This is a genomic window from Streptomyces sp. NBC_00442 (genome assembly GCF_036014195.1).
Classification (GTDB): Bacteria; Actinomycetota; Actinomycetes; order Streptomycetales; family Streptomycetaceae; genus Streptomyces.
The window spans coordinates 6,604,616-6,623,657 of the sequence record NZ_CP107918.1; the positions used below are offsets into that span (position 1 = coordinate 6,604,616).

The window sequence follows — 19,042 nt, forward strand, 5'->3', positions numbered from 1 at the left end:
GCTGTCCCCATGAGTTCCGCGAGTTCCGCAACCGAAGCGTCCGCAGCCGAAGAGACCGCCCACCGCACCGTCCTGCTGCGCGGCGGCGACGTACACAGCCCCGCCGACCCCTTCGCCACCGCGATGGTCGTCGAGCGCGGACACGTGGCCTGGGTCGGTTCGGAAGGTGCCGCGGACGCCTTCGCCGGCGGCGTCGACGAGGTCGTCGACCTGGAGGGCGCGCTGGTCACCCCGGCGTTCACCGACGCACATGTGCACACCACCGCCACCGGCCTCGCCCTGACCGGCCTCGACCTCTCGGCGGCCCGCACGCTCACCGAGGCCCTCGACGCCGTACGCGCCCACGCCGCGGCGCGCCCCGACGACCGGGTGCTGCTCGGCGGCGGCTGGGACGCGGCGCGCTGGCCCGAGCGGCGTCACCCCTCGCGCGCGGAACTCGACGCGGCCGCCGGTGACCGCCCGCTCTACCTGCCGCGCGTGGATGTCCACTCGGCGGTCGCCACCACGGCCCTGCTCGACCTGGTCCCCGGAGTGCGTGACCTGCCCGGATACCGGGACGGCGAACCGCTCGACGGCGCCGCCCACCACGCGGTGCGGGCCGCGGCGCACGACGCGATCACGCCGCGCCAGCGCGCCGAGGCCCAGCGGGCGGCGCTGCGGCACGCGGCCTCCCTCGGCATCGGCGCCGTCCACGAGTGCGGCGGGCCCGACATCTCCGACGAGGACGACTTCACCTCGCTGCTCGCGCTGTCCCGCGACGAGGCGGGGCCGCGGGTCTTCGGGTACTGGGCCGAACGCGTCGAAGGCGCCAAGGACGCCGATCGCATCCGCGAACTCGGCGCGGTCGGCGCGGCCGGGGACCTCTTCGTGGACGGCTCGCTCGGCTCGCACACCGCCTGCCTGCACGCCCCCTACGCCGACGCCCCGCACACCGGCACCGGCCACCTCGACGCCGCCGACGTGGCCGCCCATGTGGCCGCGTGCACCGAGGCCGGGATCCAGGCCGGCTTCCACGCCATCGGTGACGCGGCCGTCACCGCCGTCGTCGAGGGTGTGCGGATGGCGGCCGAGCGGGTGGGAACCGCCCGTGTCCGGGCTGCCCGGCACCGCGTGGAGCACGCCGAGATGCTCACCCCCGCCACCGTCGCGGCCTTCGCCGAGTTCGGCCTCACCGCCTCCGTGCAGCCCGCCTTCGACGCGCTGTGGGGCGGCGACGAGGGCATGTACGCCGAGCGGCTCGGCGTGGAGCGGGCCCGCACCCTCAACCCGTACGCGGCCCTGCTGCGGGCCGGGGTGCCGCTCGCGTTCGGCTCCGACGCGCCGGTGACGCCGCTCGACCCGTGGGGGACCGTGCGCGCGGCCGCCTTCCACCGCACCCTCGAACACCGGATCTCCGCCCGCGCCGCCTTCACCGCGCATACCCGGGGCGGATGGCGCGCGCTCGGCCGGGACGACGCGGGGACCCTGGTGCCGGGCGCCCCGGCCGACTACGCGGTCTGGCGGGCCGAGGAGCTGGTGGTCCAGGCCCCCGACGACCGGGTGGCCCGCTGGTCCACCGACCCGCGCTCGGGCACACCCGGCCTGCCCGACCTCACGCCGGGCACCGCGCTTCCGGTCTGTCTGCGCACGGTGGTGTTCGGACAAACGGTATTCGCGCGTCCGAACGAGTGACATAGGGACATTTCGTACCGTTCGCGAACGGCCGTCACGGCATCGCCACGACCTGCGGATCTTCGGCACTGACCTGGCGATTTGAAAAAACGTCGCAGCTCAATCGGCTGTTGACAGAAAGCGCCCAGGGGCCGGTAGGTTCGGCCGAGTCCACCACAGGACGTCCGACCGGTTAAACCTCCACGCAGTCGTCGAACGCCGCTGGGTCATGGGGTGGTGTGCCGCACCGGCGCACCACCACTGGCAGCCAGGTTCAGCGCCCGCGCCTCGGGGGCGAGGGAAGGTTTCAGCCGGAAGAACGTCCCCCCTGCCCCCTGCGGGCTCGCGGGACGGTGGAACCCGGGTGGGGCCCGGACGCTCAGTAGACAACGGCTCTCGGTCGACCCGCAGCCAGCGGGCCCCAGGTCGGCCCGAAGGGCGCCGGGCCCCGGTACCGAGCCACGCCCCCTCACGGAGCTTCCGGCACGCCGCAGATCCCCACCGCCATCCGGGGGCATCCGGCACCACAGACCCTCTCGGTGCGGGCCGATCGCGACCGCTCGCTATGGTGGACCCCTGCGTACGGACAATAAGGGGCAGCAGTGAACGACGGCGGTCAGAGGCGGTACGGCCCGCTGGGCAGAGCCTTGGTGATCATCCCGACCTACAACGAGGCGGAGAACATCAAGCCGATCGTCGCCCGCGTCAGGGCGGCGGTCCCAGAGGCCCACATTCTGGTCGCCGACGACAACAGCCCCGACGGCACGGGCAAGTTCGCGGACGAGATCGCCGCCCAGGACGACCAGGTGCACGTGCTGCACCGCAAGGGCAAGGAAGGCCTCGGCGCGGCCTATCTGGCCGGCTTCCGCTGGGGCATCGAGAACGACTACGGCGTCCTGGTCGAGATGGACGCCGACGGCTCCCACCAGCCCGAGGAGCTGCCCCGGCTGCTCACCGCGCTCAAGGGCGCCGACCTGGTGCTCGGCTCCCGCTGGGTGCCCGGCGGCCGGATCGTGAACTGGCCCAAGTACCGCGAGTACATCTCGCGCGGCGGCTCGACCTACTCACGGCTGCTGCTCGGCGTGCCGATCCGCGACGTCACCGGTGGCTTCCGGGCCTTCCGCCGCGAGACCCTCGAAGGCCTCGGCCTCGACGAGGTCGCCTCCGCCGGCTACTGCTTCCAGGTCGACCTGGCCCGTCGCGCGGTCGCCGCGGGCTTCCACGTGGTCGAGGTCCCCATCACGTTCGTCGAGCGCGAGCGCGGCGACTCGAAGATGAGCAACGACATCCTGGTCGAGGCGCTGTGGCGGGTCACCGCCTGGGGCGTCGGCTCCCGCGCCAACAAGCTCCTGGGCCGCAAGCCCTCGTGAGCCCGAGCGGTCCCGGGCTCTCGTGAGCCCGGCCGCCCGGCCCCGGCCCGACCGGGCCGTGGTGACCTCCTCCTTACGCCGTCCGGATCGGCTCCCAGGCACACTGGGAGCATGATGACCGGCACTCCGCCTCCGACAGCTCCCAAGCGCTCGCGCGCACGCACCCTCGTACCGCTGGGGACCGCCGCCTGGCTGGTCCTGGAGATCTGGCTGCTCACCGTGGTGGCCGGGGCCACCAGCGGCCTCCTGGTCCTGCTGCTGCTCATCGGCGGGCTGCTGCTCGGCGGTTACGTCATCAAGCGGGCCGGACGCCGCGCGTTCCGCAATCTCACCGAGGCGGTCAGGCAGCAGCAGTCCGGCAGCGCCGCGCCCCCGACGGGCTCCGGCGGCGGTGAGGGCAACGCCCTGACCATGCTGGCCGGGCTGCTCCTGATCATCCCCGGCTTCGTCTCGGACGCGGTGGGGCTGCTCTTCCTGCTTCCCCCGGTCCGCAAGGCCGTGGCGCGCCGCGTGGAGCGTTCGCTCGACAGGCGGATGCGCGCGGCCGTCCCCGGCGGCCTGAGTGACGCCTTCCAGCAGGCCCGCATCCACCACCCGGACGGCAAGGTCGTGCAGGGCGAGGTCATCCGCGACGAAGGCCCCGCCGGCTACCCGCCGCGCGACGACCTCGGCCCGCGCCCGCCGCTGACCCCGTGAGGCCGCGGCGGCACCCCCGCGGAAGCCGCCCACACAAAAGCTGAGGGCCGGTCACACCAGGTGGTGTGACCGGCCCTCAGCTTTCAATGATTAACGCGCTGTATCGCCGAACTGCGCGATCAGGCGGACTTGCGGCTGTCGCGCGGATGCACGGCAATGTTCATGGTGCCGGACCGAAGGACCTCCAGCCTTTCGGCCAGAACCTCCTCCAACTCCTCGCGGGTGCGCCGCTCCATGAGCATGTCCCAGTGCGTACGCGCGGGCTTGCCCTTCTTCTCCTCAGGGCCGTCGCCGTCCACCAGGAGTGCGGGGGCCCCGCAGACCTTGCACTCCCACTCCGGCGGAATCTCCGCCTCCACCGAGAAGGGCATCTCAAAGCGATGTCCCTTCTCGCATGCGTACTCCACGGCCTGGCGCGGGGCCAGATCGATGCCGCGGTCGGTCTCGTAGCTGGTCACCACGAGGCGCGTGCCGCGAAGAGCTCGCTCACTCATGAATCGTGCCTCCCGGGCTTGTCGCCCACAGGACAGGTGTCACTGTCGTCGTCATCCGGTCAACGTCCGGTCGGCGGTAAAGATTCCCGTTCTGGGTCATGCGTCGCCGTCGTGCCGCCCCTTGTTGTACCCACCAGTGACCGGTTTGTCACATCTGACAGCAGATGTCACCCAGCGTCTTCTCTACTTGAGCACGCAGTAACGGTCCGCCTGGCAGGCCAAAGGCGTACACTACCGGCCTTTCACTTCAACGTCTAAATCCGCGCCGGAACAGGGTTCCCCGCGGCGGCCACAGCGGCCCGCACCGGTACCCGGGCGAGCAGCACGAACCCGACCGCGAAGAACACCACCAGCGAGATGATGGCATCCCTGTAGCTCCCGGTCAGCTGGTACGCCAGACCGAACACCAATGGCCCCAGCCAGCTCAGCCCGCGGTCGCTCATCTCGTAGGCCGAGAAGTACTCGGCCTCCTTGCCGCTGGGCACCAGATGCGAGAACAGCGACCTGGACAGCGCCTGGCTGCCGCCGAGCACCGTGCCGATGGCCGCCGCCAGGACGAAGAAGAGCACGGGCCGGTGGGCCGGCAGGAAGAACCCGACCCCGAGGATCACCGCCCAGACCGCGAGCGAGCCCAGAATGGTCCGCTTCGCGCCGTGCGTCCGCGCCAGGCGGCCCATCCCGAGAGCGCCCGCCACCGCCAGGACCTGCACGAGGAGCACGGCCACGATGAGCGTGTTCTGATCCAGGCCGAGTTCCTCCGACCCGTAGATCGAAGCCTGCGAAATGACCGTCTGCACGCCGTCGTTGTAGATGAGGTACGCCAGCAGGAAGGCGAGGGTCAGCGGCCTCGCGCGCATGTCGCGCAGCGTCGAGACGAGCTGCCGCCAGCCCGCCCCGACCCTGCCCTCGCTCGCCGACACCGCCATCCTGCGGTCGCGAAGACGCCGCAGCGGCACCAGGGTGAACGCGCCCCACCAGATCCCGGCCGAGGCCAGACAGATCCGTACCGCGGTCGACTCCGACACCCCGAAGCGGTCGTGGCCCGAGTAGAGGATCAGGTTGAGCACCAGGACACCGGCGCCCGAGGTGTAGCCGAAGGCCCAGCCGCGGGAGGACACGTGGTCGCGCTCCTCGGGGCCGGCGATCTGCGGCAGGTAGGCGTTGTAGAGGACCATCGACACGGAGAGCGCCGCGTTGGCGACGATCAGCAGCGCCGCGCCGAGCAGATAGCGGTGCCCGTCGAGGAAGAACATCCCGGCCGTGGCCGCGGCCCCGGTGTAGGCGGCGGCCGCGAGCAGCGGCTTCTTGCGCCCGCTCCGGTCGGCCGCCGCGCCCACGATCGGCATGAGGACCACCGCGACGACGACCGAGGCGGACACGGCGTACGCGAAGAGCGAGCCCGCCCGCACCGGGACGCCCAGCGGATGGACGAATCCCTCGGCGTCCGCGGCCGACTTGGCGATCGACGTCAGATACGGGCCGAGGAACACCGTGAGCACGCTCGTCGAATACACCGAGCAGGCGAAGTCGTAGAAGTACCAGCCGCGTTGTTCCCGTTTGCGCTCGTCCGTGCTCGCGGGCCGGCCGTCCGCCCGGTCCGCGTCGTCCATGGTCTCAGCGCTCAACCCGCGCCCCCTCGCTCGTGCCGTACGCGAGCGGTGGCCGCCGGGGGCCGGTCAGTGCCAGGCTCCCCGCTCGGTCAGTACCGTGCGCAGTGTCTCCAGATGATCGGTCATGATGCCATCCACGCCAAGGTCGAGGATGGCCCTCATCCGGGCGGGATCGTTGACGGTCCACACGTGCACCTGCAGGCCCAGCGCATGCGCGGTCCGCACGAAGCGCCGGTCCACGACGGGGACGCCGCTCTGGCTCACCGGCACCTGCGCGCTGACCGCGCCCGTGCGCAGGGGAGCGGGAATGCCGTACGAGCGAAGGCGCAGCGCGGCCACGCCCCGCACGCCGTACGACGTCGCAAGGCGCGGGCCCGCGAGCCGGTGCGCCCTGGCGACGCGGGCCTCCGAGAACGAACCGACGCAGACCCGGTCCCAGGCCCCGGTGCGGCGGATCAGGTCGATCAGCGGGACCAGGGCCGCCTCGGCCTTGAGGTCGACGTTCCAGCGGGCCTCGGGGAAGGCTTCGAGGAGCTCCTCGAAGAGCGGCAGCGGCTCGCGCCCCGCCACCCGCGCCCGCTCGACCTCGGCCCAGTCGAGATCGGCGATCCTGCCCCGGGCGTCGGTGACCCGGTCGAGCGTCGCGTCGTGGAAGGCGACGAGGCGTCCGTCGGCGGTGGTGTGCACATCGGTCTCGAAGTACCGGTAGCCGGCCTCGGCGGCCCGCGCGAACGCGGCGGCGGTGTTCTCGATCCCGTCCGCCGCGCCGCCCCGGTGGGCGAACGGGATGGGGGCGGGATGGTCCAGATAGGGGTGGAGTACGCGTGTCACCGGGGAAGTATCGCGCGCTCCGGGGTGGCGGCCGGGGCGCGGGGGCCGGGGACGGACGGCCGGCGTGCGGGCGTCGCGGCCGGTTCCGGGATCGCGAAGAGGCGCAGGAAGAACTGGGCGAGCGGCCCGATCGCCAGCGCGTACAGGACCGTGCCGGCACCGAGCGAACCGCCGAGCAGGAATCCGGTGGCCACCACGAGCACCTCCAACGACGTGCGCACGAGCCGGATCGAGCGCCCGGTGACCCGGTGCAGTCCGGTCATCAGACCGTCGCGCGGGCCCGTACCGAAGCGGGCCGAGATGTACAGGCCGGTGGCGGCCCCGTTGCAGACGATCGCGCCGACGGACAGCGGCACCTGGCCGAGCAGCCCGTGCACATCGGGGACGACGGCGAGGGTGGCGTCCATGAAGACGCCGATCGCGAAGACGTTGGAGACCGTGCCGAGCCCCGGCCGCTGCCGCAGCGGGATCCACAGGACCAGCACCGCGGCCCCGACGACGATGGACACGACGCCCATGGACAGACCGGTGTGCCGGGCCAGTCCCTGGTTCAGTACTCCCCACGGTTCGAGACCGAGCCCGGAGCGCACGAGCAGCCCCGCGCTGATGCCGTACAGCGCGAGTCCGACGTACAGCTGGAGCAGTCTGCGGACGAGATGCGTGGACAAGGTGGTGCCCCCCGAGTGGTAGTAGTGGACTGGCTCATGCCACTCTGTGGCGGGGAAATGGACTCCAACCATGGCCAATTCCGGGAAGGTGGACCGACTTCATGGCGCAGTGGACCTCGGCGATCGGGCCCGCCCAGCTCGCCCGTCAGCTCAAGGCGCAGCAGCCGCGCCCGGTCGGCGCCGGCCTGCGCAAGCCGCCGGCCTATCGGGCGCTGGCCGACGGGATCCGGCTGCTCGTGCTGGAAGGCCGCGTCCCGGCGGCCGCCCGGCTGCCCGCCGAGCGCGAACTGGCCCTCGCCCTGTCGGTGAGCCGCACGACGGTCGCGGCCGCCTACGAGGCGCTGCGCGGCGAGGGCTTCCTCGAGTCACGGCGCGGCGCGGGCAGCTGGACCGCGGTGCCCGCGGGGCACCCGCTGCCCGGCCGCGGGCTCGAACCCCTGCCGCCCGAGTCGCTCGGCTCGATGATCGACCTGGGCTGCGCGGCCCTGCCAGCGCCCGAACCCTGGCTGACCCGGGGCGTCCAAGGGGCGCTCGAAGAGCTCCCGCCGTACGCCCACACCCATGGCGACTACCCGGCGGGCCTGCCGGCCCTGCGTCAGATGCTCGCCGAGCGCTACACCGCGCGCGGCATCCCGACGATGCCCGAGCAGATCATGGTGACGACGGGTGCGATGGGCGCCATCGACGCGATCTGTCATCTGTTCGCCGGCCGGGGTGAACGCATCGCCGTCGAATCGCCGTCGTACGCCAACATCCTGCAGCTCATGCGCGAGGCGGGCGCGCGGCTCGTGCCGATCGCCATGGCCGAGGGGCTTTCGGGCTGGGACCTGCCGCGCTGGCGCCAGGTGCTGCGGGACGCGGCGCCCCGGCTCGCCTACGTCGTCGCCGACTTCCACAACCCGACCGGCGCGCTCGCCGGCGAGGACCAGCGACGCGAACTCGTCGACGCGGCCCGCTCGGCCGGCACGGTGCTCGTCGTCGACGAGACGATGAGCGAGCTGTGGCTCGACGACGACCTCGACATGCCCCGCCCGGTCTGCGCCTTCGACCCGGCCGGAGCCACGGTGCTCACCGTCGGTTCGGCGAGCAAGGCGTTCTGGGCGGGCATGCGCATCGGCTGGGTGCGGGCCGCCCCCGACATCATCCGCTCGCTGGTCTCGGCCCGCGCCTACGCCGACCTCGGTACCCCCGTCCTTGAGCAGCTCGCGGTCAACTGCCTGATGGCGTCCGGTGGTTGGGAGCAGGCGGTCGAGCTGCGGCGGGTCCAGGCGAGGGGGAACCGCGACGCGCTGGTCACCGCGGTCCGCCGTGAGCTGCCGGACTGGGAGTTCGACGTGCCGCGCGGCGGGCTCACGCTGTGGGTGCGCACCGGGGGTCTGTCGGGGTCCCGCCTCGCCGAGGTCGGCGAACGGGTCGGGGTCCGGGTGCCGTCGGGGCCGCGCTTCGGCGTGGACGGGGCCTTCGAGGGCTACGTCCGGCTGCCGTTCACGGTGGGCGGCCCGGTCGCCGACGAGGCGGCCTCGCGCCTTGCCGCGGCGGCGCGGCTGGTGGAGACGGGCGGCGGCTCGGGCGGCGCGGAGCCACCGCGCACGTTCGTGGCCTGACGGGCGCGGGGGCCCCGGCCGGCTCGGAACCCGGCCGGCTCGGAACCCGGCCGGCTCGGACCTGGCCGCTCGGAACCGGGCCCGCTCGGCCCCGGCCGGCTGGGATCACGGCCGGCTCGGCCTTGGCAGCCTCATCCCTCGGCCGGAACGGCCTCCACGGGTGTCGAGTCGGCCGGGGCCACGTCGGGCGGCGGCACGTCCGCCGGGGCGGATTCCGCGGTCCTCGGCTCGACGGCCCGCTGTTCCACCGGCACGTCGCGGGGCGGCAGGAGGCCGAGGACGGCCTCGCGGTGGGCCTGTGTCGTCGCGTCGTCGTACGGGTCCGGGGTCGCGGGGACCTGGAGGCGCAGGACCGGCCCCGTGCCCAGGCGGGCGTAGCCGCGGCCCGGCGGGACGTCAGGGGTGGGGGTGGTGTGCGGCGGGACGCCGAGCACCGACTCGACCTCGCCGAGGGAAGCCGCGCCGAGCACCACGCGGGCCCGGGTCTGCGAGCGTACGGGCTCGGACAGGTCGTCCAGGGTGTCGAACTGTTCGGCCACCACCACCGTCACCCCGGCGGCCCGCCCGTGTCGCAGCGGGACCTGGAGCAGGTGCTGCGGGTCGGTGCGGCCGTCGGCGGCGGCCAGGTCGGCGAGGACGCTGGGGCGGTCGAGCAGGATCCACAGGGGACGCTTGGTGTCCTCGGGGGCCGGGCGCCCGGCCTGGCGGGCGCGGTTCGCCGAGATCAGCCGGCGCTCGGTCTCGTGCGAGGCCCACTCCAGGGTGGCGAGCGCCCCGGCGAGACCGCACTCGACGGCCAGGACGCCCGAGCGGCCGGTCAGACAGGCGTACTCGCCCGTGCCGCTGCCCTCCACGATCAGCACGTCGCCGTCCTTGAGGGCCTGGAGCGCGATGGAGCGGAGCAGCGTCGTGGTGCCCGTGCCGGGCCTGCCGACCACCAGGAGGTGGGGCTCGGTGGAGCGGGGCCCGGTGCGCCAGATCACCGGCGGTGCGTCGTGGCGCTCCTCGCCCGCGGTCACCGGGACGGTCCGCTGCACGGCGTCCGGGTCCGTGAAGCCGAGAACCGTCTCGCCGGGGGAGGTCACGAAGTGCTGGGCGCCGATCGAGGTCGTCAGCGCGCCCAGAACGCTCAGGTCGAGCTCGTTGCCCTCCTCGTCCCATACGAAGCGGTACTCGCGGCCGCGCCCCGACTTGGCGTGCAGGAGCTGCTCGATGCGGGCGCGGGCCTCGGCCTCGCCGTCCGTGAAGTACGCCGGGTAGCGCACCCGGAGCCGGGTGAGGCGGCCGGCGTCGTCGAATTCGTACGCGCTGAGGGCTTTGTCCCACTCGCCGCCGTGGGAGAAGAGCGGGTTCGGGTCCTCCGGCACGGAGAAGTAGGGCACCAGCGCCTCGTACAGGGACTGGAGGCGGGCGAGTTCCGCGTCGTCCGGGCCGGTCTTGACGACCGGTTTCTCGCGGCCCTTCCAGGCGGCCGCGCCCATCACCGTGATCAGGGCAAGGAGCGGCCCGTACGGGATGAGCGCGACGACCAGGACCACGGCCGCCGTCAGGAACAGCGCGGGACTACGCCGTTCCTTGGGGGTGGCGGCCCATTTGCCGCGCAGCGCGGCGGTGATCAGCCGCAGGCCGCGGCTGATCGTGATGAGCGGATGGAGAACGTCGGTGGCGCTGTCGGCGGCCGTGCGCGCGATCTCGCGGCTGCGAACGATGGATGCGCTGCTGCTGCTCAGAATGCGGGGGAGTGGTCGCCGGGCCACGTCGTTCTCCTGGAGTTGTGTCCGCAGTGGTGTCTGCCGTGATGTCTGCCGTGGAACGGAGGACAGCGGGAGGTCAGAACTTGATCCCGCCCAGCAGGCTGGCGAGGCTCGCGCCTCCGGCCGTGATGCTCGGGGCGATGGCGGTACCCGCGAGATAGAAGCCGAAGAGGGAGCACACGAGCGCGTGCGAAGCCTTGAGCCCGTCTTTCTTGAAGAAGAGGAAGCAGATGATTCCGAGCAGCACCACGCCTGACATGGACAGGATCATTTGGGGTCTCCTGGTTGGTGGGGACGGTCACCATGAGTTCTTCCAGGCTCACAGGAAGTATCTATGCGATAAAAGGTGCAAATGGGTGAAACTCCGCTAATTTCACTGGAGTGGCGTATATGTAAAGCCGCCCGGAGCGGGACACTGTGCCGCCGTCGCGGCCCCCGGGGCGCACATGCGTCACTCGCGGTGATCTTTGCCGCGGACACCCTCCGTCATGTCGTCGGCCGGGCAGTACCCTGTCGATTCACTCGTACGGCTCTGTCGCCGTGCGGGTTCGTTCCGTTGCCCCTAAGGAGTTTTTCCGATGAGCGAGGATCTCGATCCCGAGGTGGTCGAGCTGGCGGCCAAGGTCTTCGAGCTGGCCCGGCACGGCGATGCCGAGACGCTTGCCGCCTACGTGGACGCAGGGGTGCCCGCGAACCTCACCAATGACCGCGGCGACTCCCTGGTCATGCTGGCCGCCTACCACGGGCACGCCGACGCGGTCTCCGCGCTGCTGGCCCGCGGCGCCGAGGCCGACCGCGCCAACGACCGGGGCCAGACCCCGCTCGCCGGGGCCGTCTTCAAGGGCGAGGACGCCGTGATCAAGGCCCTGCTCGCCGGCGGAGCCGATCCCTCCGCCGGAACGCCGTCCGCGGTGGACACCGCCCGCATGTTCGGCAAGACGGAACTGCTCGCCCTGTTCGGGGCCAACTGAGCGTCCACCGACCGTTTACGGGAGATCCACCCGGGAGCGCGCGGAGAGGTGCGCCGTAAATGTGGTCGCGATGGCGAAATGGCTGGGTCATCATGACGTCGAACCCCTACATCGGGGGCAGGGTCCCTACATCGGGGACCGCGACGAGAGGCAGGAACATGGTCTACACCAAGCAGAAGACGGCGGGCGGCCCCTCATGTTGCTGCGCGGCCTAGGGCAAGGCACGAATCCCGGTTGCGTCGACAGCTTGATGTGAGGCTATTCCCATGTTCGATCCAGTCATAGCGCCGAGCGGCACGCTGCTCGGCCTGCTGCAACGGGGCCGCGGCGACGGCACCCTGCACGCGCTGGCCGCCCCGCGCGACGAGGCCCTGGCGGCCCTGAACCACTGTGTACGGAGCGACCCCCGCCAGGACTGGCAGGTCGAGAACCGCTCGCTGTACTACGCGCGCCTCTTCCTGGATCTGGACGGCGGGCTCGACCAGATCGAGCGCCACCTCTTCGGCGCCGAGGACGTCCTCGACACCGAGGACGCGCGCACCGGGCTCGCCCTCGCCGTACTCGGCCACCTCGCCTCGTACGGCAGGAGCGACGCGCTCGCGCTGCTGCGCCGCTACGCCGAGACCGGGTCCAACTGGGCCTGGGCCCTCGACGAGCTGGCCCTACGCGACGACGACGCGGGCCTGCGGGCCCTTGCCACCTCCGTGCTCGCCCGCTTCCCCGCCAGCACCGAGGGTGAGGCCGACCTCGCCGCCACGGTGCGTGACGCCTACGAGCCGCGCCCCTGGCGGCTGTGGGCCGACGATCCGCGCGAGAGCGTGGGCGCCCGGGTGCGGGCCGCCCGGGAGGCCGGCTCCTTCGACCGCTGGCAGCGTCAGATGCGGCCGTCCGGGCCCCGGCCCGGATGGAGCGTCCAGGCGGTCTTCGACTGGGCCGACGAAGGTCTGGAGCGCGGCGCGCTCCTGCATCTGCCGGCCGCGAGGTGCCTCGGCGCCGTCGCGGGGCCCGAGGACAGGCACGTCATCATCGAGGCGGCCCGCTCCGGCTCCGACGGAGCCCGCGGCGCCGCCCTGCACTATCTCGCCGAGTCACGCGACGCCCGTGTGCTCGACCTGATCGAGGCGGCCGTCTCCGACGGACCGGCCGGCTCGCGCGTCGCCGCCGAGGCCGCCGTCCATGCTTTCGAACGCATGTGTGGCCCGGAGGCCGTCGAGCGGGCCCGCGGCTGGGTGGCGCGCCCCGACGAACTCGGCGCGTCCGCCGCGAGTGTGCTCGCGTCCCGGGGCGAGGCCGGTGACGAGGAACTCGTGCTCGGCGCGCTCCGTGAGACCGTACGGTCCCAGGGCCCCGACGCCCCACTGCTCCGCGCGCTCGTCGACGGGGCCGGCAGGCTCGGCATCTGCTGCGCCGCCCCCGTCCTGCGGCACGTCTACCGCGAGACATCCTCGTCCGAGCTGCGGGGCCGCACAGCCCGCGCGCTCGCCGCCACCGACCCTTCCTTCGCGACCGGCTTCGCCGTCGAGTGCCTGTGGGACTGCGAGGAGACCACGCGCGAAGTGGCGGCGCAGTACGCCGAGTTGGTGGATGCCCGGGTGGCCGACCGGCTGCGCCGGCTTGCCGCGGACCCGGCGGAGGAGGCGGAGGTGCAGAGCGCCATCCACGATCGCCTCGGCCCGGACGCCACGGCGGTCTGACACCCCGGTCCCCGTCCTCAATCGCCGGACGGGCCGAGGCGGCCCGCACCAGCCCCCCTGCCGAGGCCGCCCCAGCCAGGGGCAGGGCCATGGCGTCACGCGCCACGCCGCGGAGACAGGTCGGTGCGGGGTGCCCTACCGGGGCGCGGGGCTGTGTCATCGCGCGGCTCCGCCGCGGTGTGCGCGACCGGCCACGCACGGTCCGCAGCCGAAGGCCGGGGGCTCCGGGGCTCCGCCCCGGGCCCCGGGAGTCGCCCCACCCCGCCCCTTCCCTCAACCCTCCGGGGGGGGGAAGCGTTGTGGGGTTCCGCCCCAGACCTCGCTCGCGCCTTGAGGGCGCTCGTCCGCAAACGCCGGACGGGCTGACTGCGTCCGCGCCGGCCGGCACCGAGTGGTTGAGGGGCGCGGGGAACTGCGCGACCAGCCACGCACGGTCCGCAGTCGGAGGCCGGGGGTTCCGCCCCAGACCCCGTTCGCGCCTTGAGGGCGCTCGTCCTCAAACGCCGGACGGGCTGACTGCGTCCGCGCCGGCCGGCGCCGAGTGGTTGAGGGGCGCGGGGAACTGCGCGACCAGCCACGCACGGTCCGCAGTCGGAGGCCGGGGGCTCCGGGGTTCCGCCCCAGACCCCGTTCGTGCCTTGAGGGCGCTCGTCCTCAAACGCCGGACGGGCTGACTGCGTCCGCGCCGGCCGGCGCCGAGTGGTTGAGGGGCGCGGGGAACTGCGCGACCAGCCGCGCACGGTCCGCAGTCGGAGGCCGGGGGCTCCGGGGTTCCGCCCCAGACCCCGTTCGCGCCTTGAGGTCGCTCGTCCTCAAACTCCCCCAAGGCCTCAAGGGCCAGGGGGACCCCCATGACGGGCTAGGTATGCCGCCCGGCACCGAGTGGGCAAGGGGCGCGGGGAACTGCGCGCTCAGCTCGTGCGGCGGAGGCGCGATCCACCGCCCGCCCGCCCGCCTACCCGAGCGGAGCGGATCAGTCCCAGTGCGTCAGCACAAACCTCAGCCGCGCCCCCGGCACCGCCTGCGCCGCCGCCGCGAGATCGGGCGCGGGTACGACCCCGATCACCGGATAGCCCCCGGTCGTGGGATGGTCGGCGAGGAAGACCACGGGGCGCCCGTCCGGCGGCACCTGCACCGCCCCCAACACCATTCCCTCACTGGGCAGTTCACCCTCGACCACACGCCGCAGCGGCGGCCCCTCCGTGCGCAGCCCGATCCGGTTGCTCTGCGACGACACCCGGTAGCGGCCGGCCGCGAGCGCCGCGGGCGCGTCCGGCGCGAACCAGTCCGCGCGCGGTCCCGGGCGCACCCGCAGCACCAGTTCGTCGGGCACCCCGGGCGCCGGCACCCAGTCCACCCGCCGACCCGGGACGCCCGGACGCCCCAGCGGCACCACCGTGCCCTCGCGCAGCGGCGCCGGCCCGAGACCCGACAGGAGGTCCGTGGAGCGGCTGCCGAGCACCGGCTCCACGGTGATGCCGCCCGCGAACGCCAGGTAGGAGCGCACCCCGCGCACTGGCGAGCCCACCGAGACGAGAGCCCCCGGCGCCAACCGCACCGGGGCGCCCCACGCGGCCGGCCGGCCGTCGACGGTGACCGCGCACGGCGCCCCGGTCACCGCGACGGTGACCGCACAACCGGCGCGTACCGCGCACCCGTTGAGGGTGGTCTCCAGGACCGCCGCGCCCTGCGCGTTGCCCACCAGACGGTTCGCGAGCCGGCTCGCGGGCAGGTCGAGCGCGCCGGATCGCGGCACCCCGAGGTGCGCGTGCCCGTGCCTTCCCTCGTCCTGTACGGAGGTGAGCGCGCCGGCCCGCACGACGCGCAGCGCCCGCTCGGTCATCGTCGCGTCCCCGGGACGAAGCGGACCAGCGTTCCCGGCGCGAGGAGCGCCGCCGGATCGCGGTGGGTGTCCCAGAGCACCGCGTCGGTCGTGCCGATCAGCTGCCAGCCGCCGGGTGACGAGCGCGGATAGACGCCGGTGTACGGGCCGGCCAGGGCGACGGAACCTGCCGGGACCGCGGTGCGCGGGGTGGCCCGGCGCGGCACGGCGTACCGCTCGGCGAGGCCGGTGAGGTAGGCGAAGCCGGGGGCGAACCCGCAGAAGGCGACGCGGAATCGGGCCGCGGAGTGGATGCGCACCGCCTCCTGCTCCGAGACCCCCCACAGGGCGGCGACCTCCGCGAGGTCGGGCCCGTCGTAGCGCACCGGGATCTCGACCGTGTGCGCGCTGCCCGCCCGCAGCGGCGGGACCTCCCAGGTGACCAGTTGGGAGGCGAGCGCGGTGGGATCGGCCAGACCGTCGAGCAGGACGGTCCGGGCGGCGGGCACGATCTCCCGTACGGGAGGGAGCGTTCCCGCGGCGCGGCGGCGCACCAGTTCGGCGTGGAACGCCCCGGCGCTCTCGGCGCCGTCGAGCTCGACCAGCAGGGCGTGGTCCCCGACCGGCAGGACGCGCGGCACGTTCACGAGAACGCCGCCACCCGTACGCCCGCCGACTCCAGGGCCGCCCGCACCCGCCGGGCCAGGTCCACCGCGCCCGGAGTGTCGCCGTGCACGCACAACGACCCGGCGCCGACCGGGACATGCTCGCCGGATTCGGCCACGACCGTGCCGTGCAGGGCCATCGCGACGGCGCGGGCCACCACCGTGTCCGGATCGCTGACGACCGCGCCGTCCCGGCCGCGCGGCACCAGCGTGCCGGCCGCGGTGTAGGCGCGGTCCGCGAACGCCTCGGTGACGACGGGCAACCCGGCCTCCTCGGCCGCCGCGAGCAGCCGCGAGCCCGGCAGCCCGAGCACCGCGAGCGACCGGTCCGCGAGGAGCACCCCTTCGACGACGGCTGCCGCCTGTTCCGGGTCGTGCACGGCGCGGTTGTAGAGCGCGCCGTGCGGCTTGACGTACGCCACCCGGCTTCCGGCGGCGCGGGCGAAGACGTCCAGCGCGCCGATCTGGTAGGCGACTTCGGCGGCCAGTTCGGCGGGCGGCACGTCCATGGAGCGGCGGCCGAAGCCGGCGAGGTCGCGGTAGGAGACCTGCGCGCCGATGCGTACGCCGCGCTCCGCGGCCAAGGCGCAGACCCGCCGCATGATGGCGGGGTCGCCGGCGTGGAAGCCGCAGGCCACATTGGCGCTGGTGACCACGGACAGAAGCTGTTCGTCGTCGGTCAGCCGCCAGTGGCCGAAGCCTTCGCCCAGGTCGGCATTGAGGTCGATCGCCGACGTGGCGGACCGGGTCATGGGTGCGGGGTCTCCTTTTCCGGGTGGTGCGTGGCCGGTGATGCGTAGCCGATGGAGCCTGGCCTCTGGTGCGGGGCCGGAGGTGCGTGGTCCCGGGGAGTGCGGGGCCGGCGGTGCGTGGTCCTGGGGGCGTGGTCCTGGAGGTGCGTGGTCCTGTGGTGCAGTGTGCCCCGCGCGGGCGCGCCGCGCTCGGTGGTGGACGCGGCCGCGGCGGGGCCGGCGGGCTCCCGGCGGGGCCGCCGTCACAGCAGCTCCCGGTCGCGCGTCTCGGGCAGTCCGAGCAGCGCGAGCACGGCGATGGCGTAGCCGACGGCGCCGAAGACCAGCGCGCCGCCCACGCCCCAGCTGCCGGCGAGACAACCCACCAGGGTCGGGAAGAAGGCGCCGACGGCGCGGCCGGTGTTGTACGTGAACCCCTGGCCCGTACCGCGCACGGCGGTCGGGTACAGCTCGCTGAGGAACGAACCGAAGCCACTGAAGATCGCCGACATGCAGAAGCCGAGCGGGAATCCGAGCACGAGAAGCAGGGTTTTCGCCCCGGCGGGAAGGTGGGTGTAGAGCACGATGCAGACGGCCGAGGCGACCGCGAACACGGCGATGTTCTTCTTGCGCCCCAGGACGTCGGTGAGGTACCCGCCGGTCAGATAGCCGAGGAACGCCCCGGAGATCAGGAACGCCAGATAGCCGCCGGTGCCGACGACCGTGAGGTGCCGGTCGTTCTTCAGGAACGTCGGCACCCAGGTCGCCAGCGTGTAGTAGCCGCCCTGGACCCCGGTGGAGAGCAGCACCGCGAAGAGAGTCGTGCGCCGCAGCGGGCCCCGGAAGATGGCGGCGAAGGTGGCGGCGCCGCTCGTCGTGCGGGCGGTGGAGAGTCGCTGTTCGGTGGCGGCGGGCGCGTCGCGCACGCCGCGCCGCACGTAGACCAGGAGCAGGGCGGGGAGCGCCCCGGTCCAGAACACCACGCGCCAGGCGGTGTCCGGGTCCACGTACTGGAAGACCAGGGTGCAGACGACCACGGCGAGCGCCCAGCCGGCCGCCCACGCGCTCTGCACGGCGCCCAGGGTCCGGCCGCGGTGCCCGGCCGACGCGTACTCGGCGACCAGGATCGCGCCGACCGCCCACTCACCGCCGAACCCGAGTCCCTGCAGGGCCCGGAACACCAGGAGCATCTCGTAGGTGGGGGCGAAGCCGCAGGCCACGGTGAAGACCGCGTACGTGGCGACGGTGATCATCAGGGCCCTGACCCGGCCGATGCGGTCGGCGACGACCCCGGCGAACGCGCCACCGACGGCCGAGACCACCAGGGTCACGGTGGTGAGCAGCCCGGTCCGGCCGGCGTCGAGCCCGAAGTACGCCGAGACGGCGACCATCGTGAGCGGGAGCGTGAAGAAGTCGTACGAGTCGAGCGCGTAGCCGCCGAAGGCGCCCCCGAAGGCGCGCCGCCCGTCGGGGCCCAGCGCCCGCAGCCAGCCGAACGGGCCGTGTTCCACGGGGAGTTGCGCGTGCTGCTGCTGCGATGTCCGGGTCGTCCTCATGTGCACCTCGCGGGAGAGGGAGTGAGAGGGGACGGCCGGGGCGGGCCCGGCCGACTTCAACGTAGGGGATTGTTGAACAATCCGACAAGACTCATGTCGAGACATTCCCGCTGCCTCGCATCCCCGCATCCCCTGCCGGGCTCCTACGATGAGCCCACGCGCCGGCGGGAGCGGGCCGGCCGGAAGGAGAGGGTGCAGTGGCGACAACGGACTCCGGACGGGGCGGACTTGCCGAGGACCGCGCGCTGCTCGGCCGCACGAGCACGGCGGAGCGGGTCGCGGACATCCTGCGCACCCGCATCGCGGAAGGCTTCTTCCGGCCGGGGGAGCGCCTCGCCGAGGACGCCATCGGCAAGGCGCTCGGCGTCTCCCGCAACACCCTGCGCGAGGCGTTCCGGCTGCTCACGCACGAGCGGCTGCTGGTCCACGAGCTCAACCGCGGGGTCTTCGTGCGGGTGCTCGCCGTCGAGGACGTGACGGACATCTACCGCACCCGGCGCCTGGTCGAATGCGCCGTCGTGCGGGGCCTCGGTGAGCCTCCCCACCGTCTCGAAGGCCTCGACGCGGCCGTCGCGGACGGCGAACGCGCGGCCAAGGAGAGCGACTGGCAGGGCGTGTCCACCGCCAACATCCACTTCCACCGCGAACTCGTCGCCCTCGCCGGCAGCGCCCGCACCGACGAGCTGATGCGCGGTGTCCTGGCCGAACTGCGCCTGGCCTTCCACGTCGTGGACGACCCGCGCCGCCTCCACCGGCCCTACCTCGTGCGCAACCGGGAGATCCTCGAAGCGCTCCGCGCCGGCGAGGGAGCCGATGCCCTGCGGCTGCTCGCCGGCTACCTCGACGACTCGCGTGCCCAGCTCGTCGAGGCGTACGGGAAACTCGTCGCGGACGCGCCCGCCTGAGGCCGCGCCGGGGCACGGGAA

17 protein-coding genes are annotated in these 19,042 nt (G+C 73.3%); 7 read left to right on the plus strand and 10 right to left on the minus strand.

The features are described 5' to 3' along the window. Positions 1-9: 9 nt before the first annotated feature. The 3 genes from OG432_RS29655 to fxsA all read left to right on the plus strand — a co-directional run bounded on the left by OG432_RS29655 (position 10) and on the right by fxsA (position 3,716). A complete protein-coding gene (locus tag OG432_RS29655) occupies positions 10-1,671 on the plus strand; it encodes an amidohydrolase (protein ID WP_328314013.1) in 1,662 nt (553 codons plus the stop codon). Positions 1,672-2,252: 581 nt separating this feature from the next. After that, entirely contained in the window at positions 2,253-3,020 is a 768-nt protein-coding gene (locus OG432_RS29660; protein WP_328314014.1) for a polyprenol monophosphomannose synthase, read from the plus strand. A 111-nt stretch (positions 3,021-3,131) separates the two neighbouring features. Continuing rightward, complete coding sequence (gene fxsA / locus OG432_RS29665) at positions 3,132-3,716, plus strand: FxsA family membrane protein (RefSeq protein WP_328314015.1); 585 nt, start codon at positions 3,132-3,134, stop codon at positions 3,714-3,716. 119 nt (positions 3,717-3,835) lie between these two features. On the opposite strand, the gene OG432_RS29670 is transcribed toward fxsA, so the two are convergent. The 4 genes from OG432_RS29670 to yczE form a co-directional block, all read right to left on the minus strand. Then, a complete protein-coding gene (locus OG432_RS29670) occupies positions 3,836-4,210 on the minus strand; it encodes an RNA polymerase-binding protein RbpA (protein ID WP_053724453.1) in 375 nt (124 codons plus the stop codon). Between the two features lie 254 nt (positions 4,211-4,464). After that, positions 4,465-5,820 (minus strand): MFS transporter, encoded by a 1,356-nt coding sequence (locus OG432_RS29675; protein ID WP_328315297.1) that lies wholly within the window; start codon positions 5,818-5,820, stop codon positions 4,465-4,467. A gap of 66 nt (positions 5,821-5,886) precedes the next feature. Next, positions 5,887-6,651 (minus strand): glycerophosphodiester phosphodiesterase, encoded by a 765-nt coding sequence (locus tag OG432_RS29680; RefSeq protein WP_328314016.1) that lies wholly within the window; start codon positions 6,649-6,651, stop codon positions 5,887-5,889. Then, positions 6,648-7,319, minus strand: a complete 672-nt coding sequence (gene yczE, locus OG432_RS29685; protein WP_328314017.1) for a membrane protein YczE — start codon at positions 7,317-7,319, stop codon at positions 6,648-6,650. Before yczE ends, OG432_RS29680 begins: the two co-directional genes overlap by 4 nt. A gap of 101 nt (positions 7,320-7,420) precedes the next feature. Here yczE and OG432_RS29690 point away from each other — a divergent pair, with 101 nt between their 5' ends. Continuing rightward, entirely contained in the window at positions 7,421-8,923 is a 1,503-nt protein-coding gene (locus tag OG432_RS29690) for an SCO1417 family MocR-like transcription factor (RefSeq protein WP_328314018.1), read from the plus strand. Between the two features lie 131 nt (positions 8,924-9,054). Here the strand turns inward: OG432_RS29690 and OG432_RS29695 are convergent, their stop codons facing one another. Together OG432_RS29695 and OG432_RS29700 are read right to left on the minus strand one after the other, a co-directional pair. After that, positions 9,055-10,680 (minus strand): hypothetical protein, encoded by a 1,626-nt coding sequence (locus OG432_RS29695; RefSeq protein ID WP_328314019.1) that lies wholly within the window; start codon positions 10,678-10,680, stop codon positions 9,055-9,057. 73 nt (positions 10,681-10,753) lie between these two features. After that, entirely contained in the window at positions 10,754-10,948 is a 195-nt protein-coding gene (locus OG432_RS29700; protein WP_328314020.1) for a hypothetical protein, read from the minus strand. A 307-nt stretch (positions 10,949-11,255) separates the two neighbouring features. Between OG432_RS29700 and OG432_RS29705 the strand changes: the two genes are divergently transcribed. Beyond that, positions 11,256-11,648, plus strand: coding sequence for an ankyrin repeat domain-containing protein (locus OG432_RS29705; RefSeq protein WP_328314021.1), 393 nt, complete (start codon positions 11,256-11,258; stop codon positions 11,646-11,648). Between the two features lie 266 nt (positions 11,649-11,914). Continuing rightward, positions 11,915-13,342 (plus strand): HEAT repeat domain-containing protein, encoded by a 1,428-nt coding sequence (locus OG432_RS29710; protein ID WP_328314022.1) that lies wholly within the window; start codon positions 11,915-11,917, stop codon positions 13,340-13,342. A 973-nt stretch (positions 13,343-14,315) separates the two neighbouring features. Here OG432_RS29710 and OG432_RS29715 read toward each other — a convergent pair. The 4 genes from OG432_RS29715 to OG432_RS29730 all read right to left on the minus strand — a co-directional run bounded on the left by OG432_RS29715 (position 14,316) and on the right by OG432_RS29730 (position 18,116). Further along, positions 14,316-15,185, minus strand: a complete 870-nt coding sequence (locus OG432_RS29715) for a biotin-dependent carboxyltransferase family protein (RefSeq protein WP_328314023.1) — start codon at positions 15,183-15,185, stop codon at positions 14,316-14,318. After that, positions 15,182-15,811 (minus strand): 5-oxoprolinase subunit PxpB, encoded by a 630-nt coding sequence (gene pxpB / locus OG432_RS29720; RefSeq protein WP_328314024.1) that lies wholly within the window; start codon positions 15,809-15,811, stop codon positions 15,182-15,184. Before pxpB ends, OG432_RS29715 begins: the two co-directional genes overlap by 4 nt. Then, positions 15,808-16,581, minus strand: a complete 774-nt coding sequence (locus OG432_RS29725) for a LamB/YcsF family protein (RefSeq protein ID WP_328314025.1) — start codon at positions 16,579-16,581, stop codon at positions 15,808-15,810. Before OG432_RS29725 ends, pxpB begins: the two co-directional genes overlap by 4 nt. A gap of 242 nt (positions 16,582-16,823) precedes the next feature. Beyond that, positions 16,824-18,116 (minus strand): MFS transporter, encoded by a 1,293-nt coding sequence (locus OG432_RS29730; RefSeq protein ID WP_328314026.1) that lies wholly within the window; start codon positions 18,114-18,116, stop codon positions 16,824-16,826. A 197-nt stretch (positions 18,117-18,313) separates the two neighbouring features. Between OG432_RS29730 and OG432_RS29735 the strand changes: the two genes are divergently transcribed. Then, on the plus strand, positions 18,314-19,021 hold the full coding sequence (locus OG432_RS29735; protein WP_328314027.1) for a GntR family transcriptional regulator: 708 nt from the start codon (positions 18,314-18,316) through the stop codon (positions 19,019-19,021). Positions 19,022-19,042: the final 21 nt, after the last annotated feature.